Below are 16775 nucleotides of genomic sequence, written 5' to 3' on the forward strand. Positions count from 1 at the left end.
CGAAAGTAGGGAAGGGTGATGACGGGCTTGTGACAATTTCTTTCGAAGTGTGTGGAGCGCGCGACGCATCACGTCGTGACGAGCGGGGAGCGAGCCGGTATGGTGCGCAGGTCTATTCCGGTTCGTTCAAGGAAAGCCTTCATGAGTCTGCACGGCGTTTACGATTCCCAGAACATCTTCGCCAAGATCATTCGCGGCGAAGCTCCCTGCTACAAGGTCTACGAAGACGAGGACGTGCTCGCCTTCCTCGATCTGTTCCCGCAGTCCTACGGGCATACCCTGGTGATTCCCAAGCACGCCGAGGCGCGCAACCTGCTCGAGATCGATGCGCAGAACCTGGCCAAGGTCATGGCCGTGGTCCAGCGCCTGACCCGCGCCCTGGTCGAGGAGGTGCAGCCGGACGGCGTGCAGGTCGCCCAGTTCAATGGCGCCCCCGCCGGGCAGACGGTCTTCCACATCCATTTCCACATCGTCCCGCGCTTCAGTGGCGAGAACCTCGGCATCCATGCGGCGAAGCAGGGCGACCCGGAAGTGCTCGCACAACTTCAGGAGCGTTTGGCGCAGCGTCTGCAAGGCTGATTGCGCAAGGGCCGGCCCGGGACGGGGGCGGTCCTTCGCTCGTCGGATTTCTCTGAAATATTTTGTTACATACTGTCGAGGGTCAGGCGCGCCGCGGTTTTCCGGCGATGTGCGCAACAATTTGCACAGTTTTTTTGACGTAGCATCCGCGCGATCACGCACTTCGGATCGAGCACGGCGAACAGGGACGCCAGCCGTGCAGGTTTTTCGAGAAACAGGGGACAGCGGATGTTCAACCCGGCCAACCAGACCCACTTCAGCCTCAGCCTCGACGGCCTCCGTCACGACCTGCAGGTCCTCGCCTTCAGCGGCCACGAAGGCATCAGCCGGCCCTACCGCTTCGAACTCGAACTGGTCAGCGAGCGCGCCGGCCTCGACCTCGAAGCGCTCATGCACCGACCCGCCTTCCTCGCCTTCACCCCGCAGGGCCAGGGCGTCCACGGGCTGGTCTACGGCGCCGCCCAGGCCGACGCGGGCAAGCGCCTGACCCGCTATCGCCTCACCCTCGTGCCGCAACTGGCCTACCTCGCCCAGCGCAGCAACCAGCGGATCTTCCAGCACCTCACGGTGCCGCAGATCGTCGCCCTGATCCTCGAGGAGCACGGCATCCTCGCCGACGCCTACCGCTTCCAGCTCGGCACCCGGTATCCCGAACGCGAATACTGCGTGCAGTACGACGAAAGCGACCTGCATTTCGTCCAGCGCCTCTGTGCCGAAGAGGGCATCCATTTCCATTTCCGGCACAGCGCCGAGGCGCACCTGCTGGTGTTCGGCGACGACCAGACGGTGTTCCCCCGCCTGGGCCGTCCCACCGCCTACGTGCACGACAGCGGGCTGGTCGCCGACGAACCGGTGATCAAGCGCTTCAGCCTGCGCCTGGCCAGCCGCACCACGCGCACCACTCGCCGCGACTACGACTTCGAGAAGCCGCGGCTGCTGCTGGAGGCCGGCAATCGCCCCGCTGCCGACGCCCCGGCCGAGCCGGACCTGGAGGACTACGACTACCCCGGTCGCTTCGTCGATCGCCAGCGCGGCAAGCTGCTCAGCCAGCGCGCCCTGGAGCGGCACCGCGCCGACCGGCGCCTGGGCGAAGGGGTCAGCGACCAGCCGCTGCTGGTCAGCGGGCATTTCCTGGAGATCGCCGAGCACCCGCGCGCGGAGTGGAACGACCTGTGGCTGCTCAGCGAAATCTTCCACGAAGGCAAGCAGCCGCAGGTGCTGGAAGAGAACGTTACCTCCGACACGTCGGCCAGCACGGACGACTTCCAGCAGGGCTACCGCAACCGCTTCCTCGCCACGCCCTGGGAGGTGTTCTTCCGCCCGCCGCTGGAGCACCCGAAGCCGCGCGTGCTGGGCAGCCAGACCGCGGTGGTGACCGGCCCGCCGGGCGAGGAAATCCACTGCGACCGCTACGGCCGGGTCAGGGTGCAGTTCCACTGGGACCGCGAGGGCCAGGGCGACGACAAGAGCAGTTGCTGGCTGCGCGTAGCCAGCGGTTGGGCCGGCAACGGCTATGGCGGCATCGTCATTCCGCGGGTCGGCATGGAAGTGCTGGTGGACTTCCTCGAAGGCGATCCCGACCAGCCGCTGGTCAGCGGCTGCGTCTACCACGCCGCCCACCCGGTGCCCTACGAGTTGCCGGCGAACCAGACCCGCAGCGTCTTCAAGAGCCTCAGCAGCCCTGGCGGTGGTGGCTACAACGAGCTGCGCATCGAGGATCGCAAGGGCCAGGAACAGATCTTCGTCCATGCCCAGCGCGACTGGGACGAGAACATCGAGCACGACCAGAAGATCCGCGTCGGCCACGAACGCCACGACACCGTGGAGGCGAACAGCTACAGCGAGTTCAAGGCCGAGGAGCATCACACCGTGCACGGAGAGCGCAAGGTCGAGCTGAAGGCCGATGACCACCTGACGGTCGGCGACAGCCAGCACGTGAAGCTCGGTCGTGCCTACCTGGCCAAGGCCGGGCGCGAGATCCACCTGAAGGCCGGGCAGAAGATGGTGATCGAGGCCGACAGCGAACTGACGGTGAAGGCCGGCGGCAGCTTCATCCGGCTCGACGCAAGCGGCATCGCCATCAGCGGCCCGCTGGCACGGATCAATGCAGGCGGCGCGCCGGGAAGCGGCTCGGGGATCGCGATCAAGATGCCGCGGGTGCCGGGCATGGCCGACCAGGACAGCCCCGGCGCGCCACCCGAGGCGGTCGCGGCCAACCTGCCGCCGCGACAACCGGTTTGCGAAGAGTGCCTGCTACAGGCGAAGAAAAGAGGCCAGGCGCTCGCCGAGCGCTGAGGAACCGCGATGACGCCGAACCCCCGCCATTGGGCCCGCGAGCTGTGGCAGCGCTCCCGCGATCGCGGCTTGCAGACCCACATCGATGTATTGGTCGATGCCACCGGGCTGGACGACTATCCCTTGCTCGCCGAGCACGCGCGGCAAAGCGATCCTCCGGCACTGTTCAAATTGCTGGAGCAAACCCCGGAGGCCGCCCTGGCCGACGAGGGCCCGCTGCTGCTGCGCCTGGAAGACGGCCACGCGGTCTGGCTGGACGAGCTGCTCGAGCGCATCGACTGCCGCCGCCACCTGATGCTCCTGTTCAGCCCCTGGCCGTTGCCGCGCCTGGGCGAGCACCTGCGCAGCTGCACCCAGGCCGAGTGGAACCAGGGCCGTTCCAGCGGCGTGCTGCGCTTCTACGAGCCGGGCCTGTTCATGGCCGTCAGCGACATGCTCGACCCCTGGCAGAGCCGCTACCTGCATGCCCCGGTTTCCAGCTGGCACTGGCTGGACCGCGACGGCCGGCCGAGGGCGCTGGCCGGTCATTACCAGGCCCACGAGACGCCGCCGCTGCAAGCGGCCCTCCGCCTGGAAGCGCACCAAGTCGCCGCCTTGCGCGCCTGGAGCGAGGCCGAAACCTACCGCCGCGAATACTTCGTGCTGCCCCGCGAGCATGGCCTGGGCGGCCAGGAAAGCCTGCTCCAGCATCTAGTCCAGGCGCACCTGGCCGCCGACCGCCAGGGCTTGCAGGACTTCGACCAGCGCGATGCCTTCGTCGCCCAGTGGCTGTGCGAACAGACCCCCGGCCCCGGCTTTTCCCCGGCGGGAACGAGTCGCGCATGAACGGGCGCGGCATCGGCCTTCCCGCCCTGCTTCCGGGGCCCCTGCTGGCCGCGGGCTGCCAGAGCGGGCCGGACATGCTGGCGGCGCCGGTGATGGGTTACAACCATACGTCCGCGGCGATCAATTGGTTTTCGGTGAATGGGGCGGGTGGACCGCGTTTAGGCCCTTATCAGGGGGATGGTAGCCAGGTTTGTTGCGGAGTGATTCCAAAGAAGTGGAATCCAAATTTGAAAGCTGTCGTGGAATGGGAGAAAGATCCCAAACCGCACGCCGCTATAAGGCGAGATAAATATGGACGGCTGGATAAAGATGATTACTTGAGACATGCCTCAAGCTACACCCGACACAAGATGATCGTGGATATACCTAGATATAGTGAAAAAATATGCCTGTTGCAGGTGCATTTCCTCCCGTGCGACCAGGTCGCGGTCTCAACAACCTATTACAGCCAGGGGCATCCAGAGTATCCAGATAGAAAGTATTTTCAGAAGAGAGAGTCTTCATGCAAAAGCTCTTGAATGCAAAGGGGTTAAGGACACCTGTTTGGCTGATTGCTTTACTGATAGGTTTTTTGTTTTTACAAGCGTGCCAGGCAGGCCCTGATATGGTGTCTACTCCTATCGGAGGATACAACCATACTTCGGCGGCTATTAACAGATTCAGTGTAAATGGTGCTGGCGGATTAAACCTTGGTCCATTTCAGGGGGGAGCAGGGCAGGTATGTTGTGGTGTCGTTCCTAGAGTTTGGAAGCCGGGCTTGAAGGCAACCGTAGAGTGGGAGGTAGATCCTGAGTCAGGGGATTATAAAGACTGGCCGGAAAGATATTTTCAGATGGCTGGAGAAAACGTATGAGAGAGCATGGGCTCTTGTATGTTCGTCATAAGGAAACTGTCGATATACCTTCTTGTGATAGTAAGGAGATTTGTTCGCTAAAAATACACTTTCTTCCATGTGATAAGGTTGCTACTTCAGCTGCCTGTTATACGTCGTTTCATCCTGAATATCCGAATAAAGGTTACTTTGATATGAGGGGTATGTCATGCAGAAGTTGATGAACTTGATCTGTGTGGGAAATAAAAAGTCCATTGGGCTGGTGGTTTTTCTCGGCACCTTCTTTGGGCTGGTGGCATGCCAAGCTGGGCCTGAAGTGCTGTCTGCACCTGTCATGGGTTACAACCATACTTCGGCGGCGATTAACGAATTTACGGTGAATGGTGCCGGGGGGCCAAACCTGGGCCCTCATCAGGGCGGAGGTGGGCAAGTATGTTGTGGCGTGATTCCAAAGTACTGGGTGCCGGGTTTGGAGGCGATTGTAGAGTGGGAAATTGATCCTAATCCTAAGGCTGAACTAAAGCGAGATCGGTACGGGAGTCTGGATATGCAGGACTATCGACGACATGCTAAAAATTACACGCATCACAAGGCGGTTGTTGAAATACCTAGGTATGAAAGGCCTGGGCCGATAAGAGTTCACTTTCTGCCTTGCAATCAGGTTCGTATAACTGCTGCGGCCACTTCTCCGGGGTACCCTGGATATCCTTATAACTATCCGATGGTTATGGAGAGAGTGGCAGAATGTCCGAAGAAATAAATGTCTTGCGAGAAGATATTCGTGTGACTGTCAGTGTTGCTCCTGAATTTCCGAAGGAAAGGCTTCTTCCGCTTGAGCCAAGTGTTCTCTCTAAGAATATAAGTCGGCAGGTAGAAGAAGAGCGGAAGTATAATGAGGAAAAAATCAAGGGGGATAGGGAGGGTGGCGGAGAAAGCAGTGGAATACCTTGTTGTAAGACTCTGCATGTGAGCATAGGCTATGATGGCACTAATAATAATGATCGGGCTGATGGTGCATCATTGCCGCCTTCTAGAAGTAATGTGGCAAAGCTATTTCATGCTTCTGTCGGAGAAGGTTCCGTGCAGGAAGGGTTGGGTTTCTTTCGATATTACTGCCCTGGGGTTGGTACGGTATTTCCAGATATTCGGGAATATACTCCGTCGAGTCTCGGTTTGATTGCGGCGGCTGGTGGGGAGAACAGAGTAAACTGGGGAATAACCCGCTTGGTTGATGTTTTGCAAGGAACGCTTACCCCAGAAAGTCCTCTTCTGCTAGATGAGTCTCAAACAATGATTGAGAACATGGCAACTAATGGAGTTGCCAAGGTTCTAACCGGTGGGTTATTGGAGAACGGCGAGAAAAAACGCCGAGCTGCCTTGGAGCCAAAACTCAAGGAACTGGAAGAAAAGCTTCGCCAGCGTCAGGACTCAGGGCAGAAACCGCATATCCTGGCCATGCGCTTGTATGTCTATGGATTCTCCCGTGGGGCGGCGGAGGCACGGACATTCGCCAACTGGCTGCAGGAACTGACCCGGGCCAGCGGTGCCGACGGTCGGGTGGAATACCGCTTCGCCGGCCTACCGATCTCCATCGAGTTCCTCGGCCTTTTCGACACCGTGGCCGCCGTGGGCCTGGCGGATAGCGCGCCGTTCGCCGCCGGGCATATGGATTGGGCCGACGACACCATGCGTTTGCCCGATGAGGCCCAGGCTCAGTGCCTGTCGACCATCCTGCCAGAGGACTGCTCTTTTCTGAAACGTTGCGTGCATTTGATCTCATGCCATGAGCAGCGTGCCAGTTTTCCGCTGGATTCGATTCGCCGTCGCGACCTGGATGCCAACGGACGTCGTACGGGGCCTTCCTGCTATCGGCAGGGTACGGTGGAATATGCATACCCTGGTGTTCACTCGGATGTTGGAGGGGGTTATGGCGTTGGCAACCAGGGTAAGGCGGTGGGAGGTTCGGAATTCCTGCTATCCCAGATAGCGCTGCAGCATATGTATGCGGAAGCTTTTGGTGCCGGTGCTCCTTTGCAGGTTCCCAAATCAGCCGTTCATCCGGACTTTCATGAAGTCTGGCGGGAGATGACGCCTGAAACCGAAGCGGAGTTCAGCGTCTCCGAAGAACTCGCCACCCGTTTCAACGCCTGGCAGGCCCAGGCCAAGGCCGGCCCCCTGGAAGAGGTGATCCGTCGCGAGACCGCGTTGATCACCGCCTGGCGCATCGACCGCTATGCCGGCGGGCTGCGCAACAAGGCGTTCTTCGCCAATGTCCCGCCGGACATGCCGGAAGCCCAGCAGAAGGCCTGGGAGGCCCTGCACAAGCGGCGTAGCCGGGAGTACGCGGCCGCCCAGCAGGGCGAGCCGCTCCCGCCGATGAGCGCCGCCGAACAGGCGGAGTGGGATCGCAACGTGGCGCTGATCGGCGGCGAGGACCAACTGCGCGACCTGCGGGTGGAGAAGCAGTTCGACCCGCCGCTGGACCAGCGCCAACTGCTCGGCGCCGCCGCCGAATTCGCCCATGACTACAAGGGCGACTGGGGCGTGCTCGACGACGGCATGACGGTGGGGGGAGTGATCGACCTGCTGCTCGGCGGCACCGTATTCCTGATCAACGAGGAAGACGAAGCCGAGGAATACAGCCAGATCCACCGCGACGGCAGCGCGCGCTACCACCAGTTGTTCAGCGCTCCCGACCGGGTGGCGCCGGGCCAGGAAAAACTGGTGGCGCTATTCGACGAACAGGTGCACGACTCCCGCGCCTGGTTCATGAACACTTCGGCGATAGGCCCGCGAGAACCCTTCACCGACTACTTCCGCTATCGCCTGGTGCATTTCGACAACGAGTCGAACAAGCGGCTCTCGGTACTGGCCACCGCCGGGCGGGTGGTAGGCGTCGGGGTGATGCTGGCCAGCGTCGGCCTCAGCGTCAAGCGTCGCGATCCGCGGATGCTGCTCGGGCTGTTCCTGCCATCGCTGGCGCGTCCGCTGCTGAGCGGCAAGGTCGGCCTGCCGGAGATCAGCGCCTTCGACCCGCTGACCGGGATCGCCTTGCCGATGGTCGGCGGGGCGGCGCTGGACAACCTGCGGGCCTTCACCCGCGAGCCTGGCGACAAGGTCGAGCAGATCGGCCAGTTGCCGCCACCGCCGCCGCTGGCGGTCGCGGCGGTGCAATCGCCCGCATTGCAGCAGGTGCTGCTGGCTCAGCAGACCGTGGAGGCGCTCAAGGCGCGCGACCTGGGCAGCCTGGCCGGGCTGGTGGCCAAGGCCGAACTCACCCAGGCGCCCGCGGCGGCGACCCCGGCCTGGCTCGCCGAGGCGAAGCAGGCCTTGCAGGACATGGGTACGGAGCAGGCGCAACCGCCGAGCCCCGGCTCGGCGCCGGGCTGGCTGCAGCGCGGCAAGGACCTGATGGAATCGCTTTGAACCTCGACCGGCGAACGCGGCCGACCTGTCGCCCCGGATCATTCGGCGCGGATGTCGAACCCGCTGCTGGCCTCGCTGACGATGCGGAAGCGCGCGTTGCCGTCCGCGGCGATCCGGGTTCTCAGCTCGCGGTTCAGCAGGCCCTTGCCGCAGAGGGTGTCGTCCTGGGTATCGATGCCGATACCGACCACATGCTCGCCCGCCGGCACCTGGAAGCTGGCTTCCTCGCCGACGCCGATGCGCGCGGCGACCTGGCGGTCGATAAGGAACGCCACGTAGCAGCCGCCGCCCAGGTAGCCATAGTCGCGGTGGACTTCCAGCCGGCCGCCACCGCTCACCGGTTGCTGGTAGCCGAGCAGGCGTTCGGCGGGGATCGCCCGGGTCTTCTCGGCGGGAACCGAGGAACAGCCAGCCAGGAGGAAAAGGATCGCTACGGCGTACATCGGGCGCATGAAGGCTCTCCGTCGAAAGGTTTCCTCAGGCTAGCCCAGTTTCGCTGGAGCGCGGAGCGACGGGGCGGAGTGGGCTAGAATGCCTGGCCTGTTCTCCCGGAGCTGACTACCGATGCGCCAGGCCCTGCTGATCGTCGACGTGCAACCCTGTTTCGCCCCGCCGGACTGGCTGCTGGAAGGCATTGGCCAACTGCTCGGGCGGATGCCCTCGGTGGCCAGCGTCGAGCGCCATGACGAGTCGCGTACGCCGTTCCAGCGCCAGCTCGGCTGGCGACCGCCGCTCGACGATGCCTGCCTGGTGGCGGCCGACCGGGTCTTCGTCAAGCATGGCTACCTGCCGACGGCGGAACTCGTCGACCATCTGCGTGCGCTGCGAGCGGAACGGGTGCTGGTCTGCGGCATCCAGGCCGACACCTGCGTGCTCGCCGCCGGCTTCGCCCTGTTCGACGCCGGCCTGCAACCGACCCTGGTCGGCGACCTGGTGCTCGGCTCCTCGCTGGATCGCTCGGGGGAGCTGGGTGTGCGCCTGTGGAAGCATCATTTCGGCCAGGTCGTCAGCCTGGCCGAGGTGCTGGAGGATTGAGGCTCAGTGGGGCCGGCTGAGCAGCGCGACCGTGGCCTCGGCATTCATCATCCGCGCCGCCGCCAGCGGCGTCAGCCCGGCGGCGTCCTGGGCGTCACGACGGGCGCCGTGGGCCAGCAGGCTGGCGGCGACCTCGGCCTGGTTGAACATGGCCGCCATCATCAGTGCGGTCTTGCCGTCGGCCGAGGCGCCCTCGACGTCGGCGCCGCCGGCGAGGAGCAGTTCGACCATCGCCAGGTCGCCCTTGAACGCAGCGCCGGCCAGCGGTGTCTGCCCGGCCAGGTTGCGCAGGTCCGGGTCGGCCTTGTAGGCCAGCAGCAGGCGTACCGTGTCGGCGTGGCCATGGTAGCTGGCCAGCATCAGCAGGCTATCGCCCTTGTGGTTACGCAGGTTCGGCGGCAGGCCCTGTTGCAGCAGTTGCTCGAGGCGCTGGCTGTTGCCCTGGCGGGCCAGGTCGAACAGCTGGTGGACGAACTCCTGGGTTTCCATATCCAGTTCTGGGCGAGGGCTATCGGTCATGGGGCTGCTTCCTTGTGAATACCGGGTTTGCCGAATGATAGGCGGCCTTGCCGAGGTGGGCTGTTGAGCATTGCCTATGGGGCGGGTTGGCAAATTCAATCGATGGTTGGGGTGGGAAGGTGCCAGCCTGCTGTGACCGGAAGCCGGCCTGGTTGCGTCGTCTTTACAGTTCGATACGGATATCGGTGGCGAAAACGGGGAAAATAAACCGATCGTGCGCCTATCGGCTGTGCCCGGCGCGCACTCTGGAATATCCTTGTCGCCTTCGATACCACTGAGCGGTGCGCGTGCTTGCCGAAGCGAGGCGGTGGCACACTGCGCAATGGCCGACCTTGCCCGGGCCCTGTACGAAAGCGCGCCGCCAACGTCTTTTCGTAGAGCGCCCGGCATCGCCGCGAGCGAACCCGTTTCCGGTGCCGGCCCCAGGCGGGCACCGCTATGCCTAATCGGCCCCGTTCGACGGCGGCCCAGCGAGAGAAGAGGAACAACTGTGCATAAAGCCGTCATCAGCGGAACCGGTCTTTATACTCCGCCCTACAGCATCTCCAACGATGAGCTGGTGGAGAGCTTCAATACCTTCGTGCGCCAGTACAACGACCAGCACGCCGAGGCCATCGCCAAGGGCGAACTGGAGGCGCTGGCCGAGTCCAGCTCGGCGTTCATCGAGAAGGCGTCCGGCATCAAGAGCCGCTTCGTGATGAACAAGGAAGGCATCCTCGACCCGCAGCGCATGGTTCCGTACCTTCCCGAGCGCAGCAACGACGAGTGGTCGATCCTCTGCGAGATGGCCGTGGCCGCCGCCAGGGAGGCGCTGCAGCGTGCCGGCCGCAGCGCCGCCGACATCGACGGGGTGATCGTCGCCTGCTCCAACCTGCAGCGCGCCTACCCGGCGATCGCGGTGGAGGTGCAGGCCGCGCTGGGCATCCAGGGCTACGGCTACGACATGAACGTGGCCTGCTCCTCGGCCACCTTCGGTATCCAGGCCGCCACCACCGCGATCCAGACCGGCCAGGCGCGGGCGATCCTGATGGTCAACCCGGAGATCTGCACCGGCCACCTGAACTTCCGCGACCGCGACAGCCACTTCATCTTCGGCGACGCCTGCACCGCGGTGATCGTCGAGCGCGCCGACCTGGCCGTGTCGAAGCACCAGTTCGACATCGTCAGCACCAGGCTGCTGACCCAGTTCTCCAACAACATCCGCAACAACTTCGGCTTCCTCAACCGCGCCGACGAGAGCGGTATCGGCAAGCGCGACAAGCTGTTCGTCCAGGAAGGCCGCAAGGTGTTCAAGGATGTCTGCCCGATGGTCGCCGAGCTGATCGGCGAGCACCTGGCGGCCAATGAAATCCAGGTCGCCGAGGTCAAGCGCTTCTGGCTGCACCAGGCCAACCTGAACATGAACCTGCTGATCACCCGCAAGCTGCTCGGCCGCGACGCCGAGGCGCACGAGGCGCCGGTGATCCTCGACAGCTACGCGAATACCAGTTCCGCCGGCTCGGTGATCGCCCTGCACAAGCACCAGGATGACCTGCCCAGCGGCGCCATCGGGGTGCTCAGCTCGTTCGGCGCCGGTTACTCGATCGGTAGCGTGATCCTGCGTAAACACTGATCGTGGCGGCGCCTACCGACGCCGAGCTGCTGCCGCGCCTGCTGGCCGGCGAGCAGCGAGCCTTCCGCGAGCTGGTTGGCGCCTACCAGGGCGCCATGCGGGCCGTGGCCTGGGCGATCATCGGCAGATCGCATACCGAGGAAGTGGTGCAGGACGCCTGGCTTGCGGCGGTTCGCGGACTGGACGGGTTCCAGGGGCGTTCGAGCCTGAAGACCTGGCTGCTGACCATTACCGCCAATACCGCCAAGAGCCGCTTGCGCCAGGTTCGCCGGGAAGTTTTCCTCGACGACCTGCCGGGGCCCCATGGTACGGTGGATGACCAGCGCTTTGCCGCCGACGGTCACTGGAGCCAGCCGCCGCACGCCTGGCACGAGGATTCGCCGGAAGCCCTGCTCACCGAGGGCGAACTGCGCGATTGCCTGGACAAGACCCTCAACGGTCTGTCCGAACTGCAGCGCAGCGTGCTGACCCTGCGCGAACGCCAGGGCTTGGAGCTGGAGGAAATCCGTGATCTCCTGGATATCACGCTTTCCAATGTCCGGGTGCTGCTGCATCGCGCCCGCCTGAAGGTCTTCGCCACCCTGGAGCATTTCGAGGAGACCGGCCAATGCTGAGTTGCAAGGAACTGGTCGCCCGGTCCAGCGACTTTCTCGATGGGCAACTGGACTTCCGCGGACAACTGGCGGTGCGCAGCCACCTGCTCATGTGCCGGCATTGCCGGCGCTTCATCCGCCAGATGCGCCTGACCCAGGCGACCGTGCGCCATCTGCCGGAAGGGCAGGGGCCGGAACTCGACCGCCTGGCCGCGCATCTCTCCGAGTTGCGCAAGGACGCCGCGCGGCGCTGAGCCGGGGTACCCTCGACACCAAGCCGCCGCCCGCGATTCGTGGGCGGCGGCTTTTTCGTTTCCGCTATCCGGCGCGGGCGAACCGGACCCGGCCTGGCGTGGGCGGCTCTCTCTTCCGCGTGACGAGGTCGAGGAGTGTGGCTGGGCTTGGCGGATATCGCTGCGCGATATGCGCCCTACGGAGGGGCGGCAATCCGTTTCGCTGGGCGGGCATCCGAAGTCGAGGAGAACGCCTGGGACCTGGCGGATATCGCCGACCGATATTTCTCCAGCAGGGGCAATCCCTGAGTTCAGGCAAAGGGACGGGAAATTTTTTTCGACTCCGCTGTAACGCCGCCGGGGGTGCTCCGTCCATTGGAGCGAGGACGCCATACCGGCGCCCGCTACCAACTTCAGGAGTTACCCATGAAAAAGATTTCCCTCGCTTCCTCCGTCGTCGGCGCTGCTCTGCTCGGCGTAGCCAGTGTCGGCGCGCATGCCGCGCAGAATCCCTTCGCCGTGCAGGAGCTGAGCAGCGGCTACAGCGTGGCTGCCGCCGAGAAGGCCAAGGAAGGTTCCTGCGGCGAGGCCAAGTGCGGTGCCGACAAGGGCAAGCGCGAAGCCTCCAAGGCCGGCCATGAAGGCAGCTGCGGTGCGGATCGCAAGGCCAAGGAAGGTTCCTGCGGTGGCGAGAAGAAGGCCGGCGAAGGCAACTGCGGCGCCGACAAGAAGAAGTCGTAAGGCCTGAGGAGACGGACCATGCAACGGGAATTCGTCAGCGGCGCCGGGCTAGGCCTGCGTCGCGCGCTGCTGGAGCCGCTCGGCGCCGGCGATGAGGTCCGGGTCGACTTCCTCGAGGTCGCCCCGGAGAACTGGATCGGCATCGGCGGCCGTCTTGGTCGCCAGTTCCGCGAGCTGACCGAGCGCCTGCCGTTCCTCTGCCATGGTCTGTCTCTCAACCTTGGCGGCTACGCCCCGCTGGACATGTCGTTGCTGCGCGCGATCAAGGGTTTCATCGAGCAGCATGGCATCCGTGCCTACAGCGAGCACCTGTCCGCCTGCGCCGACGACGGCCAGCTCTACGACCTGATGCCGCTGCCGTTCAGCGACGAGTCGGTGCGCCGGGTCGCCGAACGGGTCAGGGTGGTACAGGACGTCCTCGAGCGGCCGTTGATCGTCGAGAACGTCTCGGCGTATGCGCGCTTGCCGGGCGAGCTGGAAGAGGTCGATTTCGTCCGCGCGGTACTGGAGGAAGCCGATTGCCAATTGCTGCTGGACGTCAACAACGTCTACGTCAACGCCTGCAACTTCGGTTTCGACGCACACGCCTACATCGCCGCGATGCCCAGCCGGAGGATCGCCTACCTGCACATGGCCGGGCACGACGAACAGGGCGCCAGCCTGAAGATCGACACCCATGGCGCGCCGGTCTGCGATCCGGTCTGGGAACTGCTGGCACATGCCTATGCCTGCCATGGCGAACGCCCGACGCTGCTGGAGCGCGATTTCAACCTCCCGCCACTGAGCGAGCTGTATGCCGAAACCGATCGCATCCGCGAGCTGCAGCGGCGCAGCGGTGAAGCGCAACTGCGCAGCCTGGGGTACGGCACATGAACCACACGACCTTGCAACGGCGTTTCGCCGCACGTATCCGCGATCCGCAGCAGGCCTTGCCGCCCGGCATCGCGACGGAGCGCATGGCGATCTACGAGGAACTGTTCTTCAACAACCTGGACGGTTTCATCAGCAGCGGTTTCCCGGTCCTGCGCCGGTTGTTCGACGAGCCGCGCTGGCATCGCCTGGTGCGTGCCTTCATGCGCGAGCATCGCTGCCGCACACCGTACTTCAGCCAATTGGGCGAGGAGTTCATCGGCTGGCTGCAGGACGGCTACCGCGCGGAGGAGGGCGATCCGCCCTTCCTGCTGGAGCTGGCTCACTACGAGTGGGTCGAGCTGGCCCTGTCGCTGGCCGAGGCGCCTGTCGAGACGCTGCCGCAGGCCTGGTCGTGGTCGCCACTGGCCTGGCCGCTGGCCTATCGCTGGCCGGTCCATCGCCTGGGGCCGAGCCATCGGCCGGTGGAGCCGCCGGCCGAGCCGACCTGCCTGCTGGTCTGGCGCGATCCGGCGGAGCGGGTGCGCTTCCTGCACCTGTCGCCATTCGCCTATCGCCTCGCGCAGCGCCTGAGCGAGGAGGGCGAGGCGCCGGTGACGCTGCTGCCGTTGTTGCGCGAGTTGGCCGGAAGCTGCGGCCTGAGCGCCGACGCGGAGTATTTCGAAAATGCCTTCGCCTTGCTGGAGGACTGGCACGCCCAGGGCATCCTCATGGGCGAGGGCGCTCTGGAGTGATGATGAAGACTGTCTTCTTGCGTTTACAGCATGCCCTCGACGTCACCCGTCGAGCGGATTTCCTCGCCCCGCTGGCGCTGCGCCTGTACCTGGCGCCGGTGTTCTGGATGGCCGGCAGCCAGAAGCTGGCGGACATGCCGGCCACCATCGAGTGGTTCGGCAATCCCGACTGGGGACTCGGTCTGCCGTTTCCCGAACTGCTGGCCTGGCTCGCCGCGCTGAGCGAGGCCGGTGGCGCCGTGCTGCTGTTGTGCGGCCTGGCCGTGCGCTGGATCAGCCTGCCGCTGATGGTGACCATGCTGGTAGCGATCTTCGCCGTGCACTGGCCGAACGGCTGGCAGGCGATCGCCGATCCGTCCGCGCCGTTCGCCAACGCCCAGGTGCTGGAGGCCGGCGAGAAGCTGGTGCGGGCCCGGGAAATCCTGCGCGAATACGGCAACTACGACTGGCTGACGTCGAGCGGAAGCTTCGCCATCGTCAACAACGGCATCGAGTTCGCCGCGACCTACCTGGTGATGTTGCTCGCGCTGTTCTTCGGCGGCGCCGGCAAGTGGCTTTCTGCTGACTTCTGGATTGCGCGAAAATTGCGCTGAGCTTTCTACCCATATCGAATAACCCGAAAGGCCCGTAGTAGAGGGCTTTTCGCGTTATTCGCATTGGAGATAAAAAGTTCCTCTGTAATGAAACATTTATCTCCATGCAATTTGGCTGCAATCTGCCATCGCCAAGATTCCCCCCAACACAAAGGGGCCGCCTTACGGCCAGCGCGGAACAAGGGGCGCGCTGTAGCCAGGCACTCGCGTGTTGCCAATGCACACACCATTAAGGGGAAATCTTCGATGATCCGTAAGCACTCGCTCGGCTTCGTTGCCAGCGCTCTGGCTCTGGCCGTATCTGCCCAGGCGTTCGCCGGCACCGTGACCACCGACGGCGCCGATATCGTGATCAAGACCAAGGGCGGCCTCGAAGTCGCCACCACCGACAAGGAATTCAGCTTCAAGCTGGGCGGTCGCCTGCAGGCCGACTACAGCCGTTTCGACGGTTTCTATACCAAGAATGGCAACACCGCCGACGCCGCCTACTTCCGCCGCGCCTTCATCGAACTCGGCGGCACCGCGTACAAGGACTGGAAATACCAGATCAACTTCGACCTGTCGCACAACACCGGCAGCTCCGACAACGGCTATTTCGACGAAGCTTCGGTCACTTACACCGGCTTCAACCCGGTCAACCTGAAGTTCGGTCGCTTCGACCCCGACTTCGGCCTGGAAAAGGCCACCAGCTCCAAGTGGGTGACCGCTCCCGAGCGTAACGCCGCCTACGAACTGGCCGACTGGATCAACACCCACCAGGACGGCATGGGCGCCCAGGTCAACTCGACCCTCGCCGACATGGCCTACCTGTCCGCCGGCGTATCCGCCAAGGACGCCGACGACAGCGACGGCGACAGCGTCAAGCAGTTCAACTTCCGCGGCGTGTTCGCGCCGATGCACGAAGCCGGCAATGTTCTGCATGTCGGCGTGAACTATGCCTACCGCGACCTCGACGACACCGCCTTCGACTCGCGCATCCGTCCGCGCCTGGGCATGCGCGGCATCGCCACCAGCGGCGGCAACGACGCCGGTGACAACGGCAACCGCGCGACCTTCGGCGGTGTCTCCAACTCGCCGGCCGGTTCCTACAAGGACGACAGCGTCTGGGGCCTGGAAGGCGCCTGGGCGATGGGCCCGTTCTCGGCCCAGGCCGAATACCTGGCACGCAAGCTGAAGGCCGATGACAACGCCTACAAGGACATCAAAGCCAAGGGTTATTACGCACAACTGGCCTACACCCTGACCGGCGAGTCCCGCCAGTACAAGCTGGAGGGCGCCAAGTTCGACTCCGTCAAGCCGGAAAACAAGGAAATCGGCGCCTGGGAAGTGTTCTACCGCTACGACAACATCAAGGTGGAAGACGACAACGTCGTCGCCGATACCGCCACTCGCGAAGTCGGCGACACCAAGGCCAAGGCCCACAACCTGGGTGTGAACTGGTACGTCAACGATGCGGTGAAGATCAGCGCGGCCTACGTCAAGGCGAAGACCGACAAGATCACCAACAACAATGGCGACGATGACGGCGACGGCTTCGTGACCCGTTTGCAGTACGTGTTCTAAGAAGCGACAACGATCTGCTCCTGTTTTCGGCCTCGCTCCGGCGAGGTCTTTTTAATCGCTTCCTTACCCGGTTGTGGCGATGTTGGCAGCCTGCAACCGGGTCTTTCTTTCGTTACAGGTCCACCCGCAGGTACTGGCAGGAATATCCGAAAGCCAGACGGTTATCGGCAGAAACTCTTGAGTTTCATTGCAGTCATGCAATCTTCGCAAGGTTGCCGCAATATATGAAACAAGCTGTTACATCTGTCGCCCGGACCTGATGCCTCTAGGCCTGCGCCCTTATCCGGCGGCCTCTTCCAGGCGCTATCCGGCTGCCTGTCACAAA

At 63.6% G+C, this 16775-nt stretch carries 19 protein-coding genes; 17 read left to right on the forward strand and 2 right to left on the reverse strand.

All coding sequences use genetic code 11. From position 1 onward, the window contains the following. Positions 1-141 precede the first annotated feature (141 nt). The 8 genes from LT948_RS21095 to LT948_RS21125 all read left to right on the forward strand — a co-directional run bounded on the left by LT948_RS21095 (position 142) and on the right by LT948_RS21125 (position 7957). On the forward strand, positions 142-579 hold the full coding sequence (locus LT948_RS21095) for an HIT family protein (protein WP_003091638.1): 438 nt from the start codon (positions 142-144) through the stop codon (positions 577-579). Between the two features lie 228 nt (positions 580-807). Further along, entirely contained in the window at positions 808-2874 is a 2067-nt protein-coding gene (gene tssI, locus LT948_RS21100) for a type VI secretion system Vgr family protein (protein ID WP_073657377.1), read from the forward strand. A gap of 9 nt (positions 2875-2883) precedes the next feature. Next, on the forward strand, positions 2884-3699 hold the full coding sequence (locus LT948_RS21105) for a DUF4123 domain-containing protein (RefSeq protein ID WP_023097359.1): 816 nt from the start codon (positions 2884-2886) through the stop codon (positions 3697-3699). After that, the gene (locus tag LT948_RS21110; RefSeq protein WP_033995040.1) at positions 3696-4217 is read left to right on the forward strand and encodes a DUF3304 domain-containing protein; all 522 of its coding nucleotides are present in this window, start codon (positions 3696-3698) and stop codon (positions 4215-4217) included. Before LT948_RS21105 ends, LT948_RS21110 begins: the two co-directional genes overlap by 4 nt. After that, positions 4202-4552: a DUF3304 domain-containing protein gene (locus LT948_RS33200; protein WP_170869368.1), complete on the forward strand. Its 351-nt coding sequence runs from the start codon at positions 4202-4204 to the stop codon at positions 4550-4552. Before LT948_RS21110 ends, LT948_RS33200 begins: the two co-directional genes overlap by 16 nt. After that, positions 4549-4752, forward strand: coding sequence for a DUF3304 domain-containing protein (locus tag LT948_RS33370; protein WP_071534090.1), 204 nt, complete (start codon positions 4549-4551; stop codon positions 4750-4752). The genes LT948_RS33200 and LT948_RS33370 overlap by 4 nt, the downstream gene beginning before the upstream one ends. Next, the gene (locus LT948_RS21120; protein ID WP_071534297.1) at positions 4740-5291 is read left to right on the forward strand and encodes a DUF3304 domain-containing protein; all 552 of its coding nucleotides are present in this window, start codon (positions 4740-4742) and stop codon (positions 5289-5291) included. The genes LT948_RS33370 and LT948_RS21120 overlap by 13 nt, the downstream gene beginning before the upstream one ends. Then, positions 5276-7957, forward strand: coding sequence for a T6SS phospholipase effector Tle1-like catalytic domain-containing protein (locus LT948_RS21125; protein ID WP_073657376.1), 2682 nt, complete (start codon positions 5276-5278; stop codon positions 7955-7957). Before LT948_RS21120 ends, LT948_RS21125 begins: the two co-directional genes overlap by 16 nt. A 38-nt stretch (positions 7958-7995) precedes the next feature. Here the strand turns inward: LT948_RS21125 and LT948_RS21130 are convergent, their stop codons facing one another. Next, on the reverse strand, positions 7996-8409 hold the full coding sequence (locus LT948_RS21130; RefSeq protein WP_003091632.1) for a hypothetical protein: 414 nt from the start codon (positions 8407-8409) through the stop codon (positions 7996-7998). A gap of 112 nt (positions 8410-8521) precedes the next feature. Between LT948_RS21130 and LT948_RS21135 the strand changes: the two genes are divergently transcribed. Further along, a complete protein-coding gene (locus LT948_RS21135; RefSeq protein ID WP_023105117.1) occupies positions 8522-8992 on the forward strand; it encodes a cysteine hydrolase family protein in 471 nt (156 codons plus the stop codon). Between the two features lie 3 nt (positions 8993-8995). On the opposite strand, the gene LT948_RS21140 is transcribed toward LT948_RS21135, so the two are convergent. Further along, positions 8996-9511: an ankyrin repeat domain-containing protein gene (locus tag LT948_RS21140; RefSeq protein ID WP_003091630.1), complete on the reverse strand. Its 516-nt coding sequence runs from the start codon at positions 9509-9511 to the stop codon at positions 8996-8998. A gap of 490 nt (positions 9512-10001) precedes the next feature. Between LT948_RS21140 and LT948_RS21145 the strand changes: the two genes are divergently transcribed. From LT948_RS21145 to oprO, 8 genes are all read left to right on the forward strand, one after another. Then, positions 10002-11123 (forward strand): beta-ketoacyl-ACP synthase III, encoded by a 1122-nt coding sequence (locus LT948_RS21145; RefSeq protein WP_003104436.1) that lies wholly within the window; start codon positions 10002-10004, stop codon positions 11121-11123. Between the two features lie 2 nt (positions 11124-11125). Further along, complete coding sequence (locus tag LT948_RS21150; protein ID WP_003091628.1) at positions 11126-11737, forward strand: RNA polymerase sigma factor; 612 nt, start codon at positions 11126-11128, stop codon at positions 11735-11737. Beyond that, positions 11731-11970 (forward strand): anti-sigma factor family protein, encoded by a 240-nt coding sequence (locus tag LT948_RS21155; protein WP_003091627.1) that lies wholly within the window; start codon positions 11731-11733, stop codon positions 11968-11970. The genes LT948_RS21150 and LT948_RS21155 overlap by 7 nt, the downstream gene beginning before the upstream one ends. A 405-nt stretch (positions 11971-12375) precedes the next feature. Beyond that, entirely contained in the window at positions 12376-12690 is a 315-nt protein-coding gene (locus LT948_RS21160; RefSeq protein WP_003091625.1) for an HvfA family oxazolone/thioamide-modified RiPP metallophore, read from the forward strand. A gap of 18 nt (positions 12691-12708) precedes the next feature. Beyond that, positions 12709-13563 (forward strand): HvfB family MNIO-type RiPP peptide maturase, encoded by an 855-nt coding sequence (locus tag LT948_RS21165; protein ID WP_003091624.1) that lies wholly within the window; start codon positions 12709-12711, stop codon positions 13561-13563. Next, positions 13560-14294 carry an HvfC family RiPP maturation protein gene (locus tag LT948_RS21170; protein ID WP_019484735.1) on the forward strand — a complete coding sequence of 245 codons (735 nt, stop codon included), beginning with the start codon at positions 13560-13562 and terminating at the stop codon, positions 14292-14294. Before LT948_RS21165 ends, LT948_RS21170 begins: the two co-directional genes overlap by 4 nt. Before the next feature lie 2 nt (positions 14295-14296). Beyond that, entirely contained in the window at positions 14297-14887 is a 591-nt protein-coding gene (locus tag LT948_RS21175; protein WP_031635915.1) for an HvfX family Cu-binding RiPP maturation protein, read from the forward strand. A gap of 246 nt (positions 14888-15133) precedes the next feature. After that, positions 15134-16450: an outer membrane porin OprO gene (gene oprO, locus LT948_RS21180; RefSeq protein ID WP_003104423.1), complete on the forward strand. Its 1317-nt coding sequence runs from the start codon at positions 15134-15136 to the stop codon at positions 16448-16450. The last annotated feature ends 325 nt before the right edge of the window (positions 16451-16775 follow it).

The organism is Pseudomonas sp. CP-1, from assembly GCF_021213715.1.
GTDB lineage: Bacteria > Pseudomonadota > Gammaproteobacteria > Pseudomonadales > Pseudomonadaceae > Pseudomonas > Pseudomonas aeruginosa.

Excerpts from the sequence above, each read along its gene's own strand:
- LT948_RS21095 (WP_003091638.1), top strand. The coding sequence starts at position 142 with ATGAGTCTGCACGGCGTTTACGATTCCCAGAACATCTTCGCCAAGATC.
- tssI (WP_073657377.1), top strand. The coding sequence starts at position 808 with ATGTTCAACCCGGCCAACCAGACCCACTTCAGCCTCAGCCTCGACGGC.
- LT948_RS21105 (WP_023097359.1), top strand. The coding sequence starts at position 2,884 with ATGACGCCGAACCCCCGCCATTGGGCCCGCGAGCTGTGGCAGCGCTCC.
- LT948_RS21110 (WP_033995040.1), top strand. The coding sequence starts at position 3,696 with ATGAACGGGCGCGGCATCGGCCTTCCCGCCCTGCTTCCGGGGCCCCTG.
- LT948_RS33200 (WP_170869368.1), top strand. The coding sequence starts at position 4,202 with ATGCAAAAGCTCTTGAATGCAAAGGGGTTAAGGACACCTGTTTGGCTG.
- LT948_RS33370 (WP_071534090.1), top strand. The coding sequence starts at position 4,549 with ATGAGAGAGCATGGGCTCTTGTATGTTCGTCATAAGGAAACTGTCGAT.
- LT948_RS21120 (WP_071534297.1), top strand. The coding sequence starts at position 4,740 with ATGCAGAAGTTGATGAACTTGATCTGTGTGGGAAATAAAAAGTCCATT.
- LT948_RS21125 (WP_073657376.1), top strand. The coding sequence starts at position 5,276 with ATGTCCGAAGAAATAAATGTCTTGCGAGAAGATATTCGTGTGACTGTC.
- LT948_RS21130 (WP_003091632.1), bottom strand. The coding sequence starts at position 8,409 with ATGCGCCCGATGTACGCCGTAGCGATCCTTTTCCTCCTGGCTGGCTGT.
- LT948_RS21135 (WP_023105117.1), top strand. The coding sequence starts at position 8,522 with ATGCGCCAGGCCCTGCTGATCGTCGACGTGCAACCCTGTTTCGCCCCG.
- LT948_RS21140 (WP_003091630.1), bottom strand. The coding sequence starts at position 9,511 with ATGACCGATAGCCCTCGCCCAGAACTGGATATGGAAACCCAGGAGTTC.
- LT948_RS21155 (WP_003091627.1), top strand. The coding sequence starts at position 11,731 with ATGCTGAGTTGCAAGGAACTGGTCGCCCGGTCCAGCGACTTTCTCGAT.
- LT948_RS21160 (WP_003091625.1), top strand. The coding sequence starts at position 12,376 with ATGAAAAAGATTTCCCTCGCTTCCTCCGTCGTCGGCGCTGCTCTGCTC.
- LT948_RS21165 (WP_003091624.1), top strand. The coding sequence starts at position 12,709 with ATGCAACGGGAATTCGTCAGCGGCGCCGGGCTAGGCCTGCGTCGCGCG.
- LT948_RS21170 (WP_019484735.1), top strand. The coding sequence starts at position 13,560 with ATGAACCACACGACCTTGCAACGGCGTTTCGCCGCACGTATCCGCGAT.
- LT948_RS21175 (WP_031635915.1), top strand. The coding sequence starts at position 14,297 with ATGAAGACTGTCTTCTTGCGTTTACAGCATGCCCTCGACGTCACCCGT.
- oprO (WP_003104423.1), top strand. The coding sequence starts at position 15,134 with ATGATCCGTAAGCACTCGCTCGGCTTCGTTGCCAGCGCTCTGGCTCTG.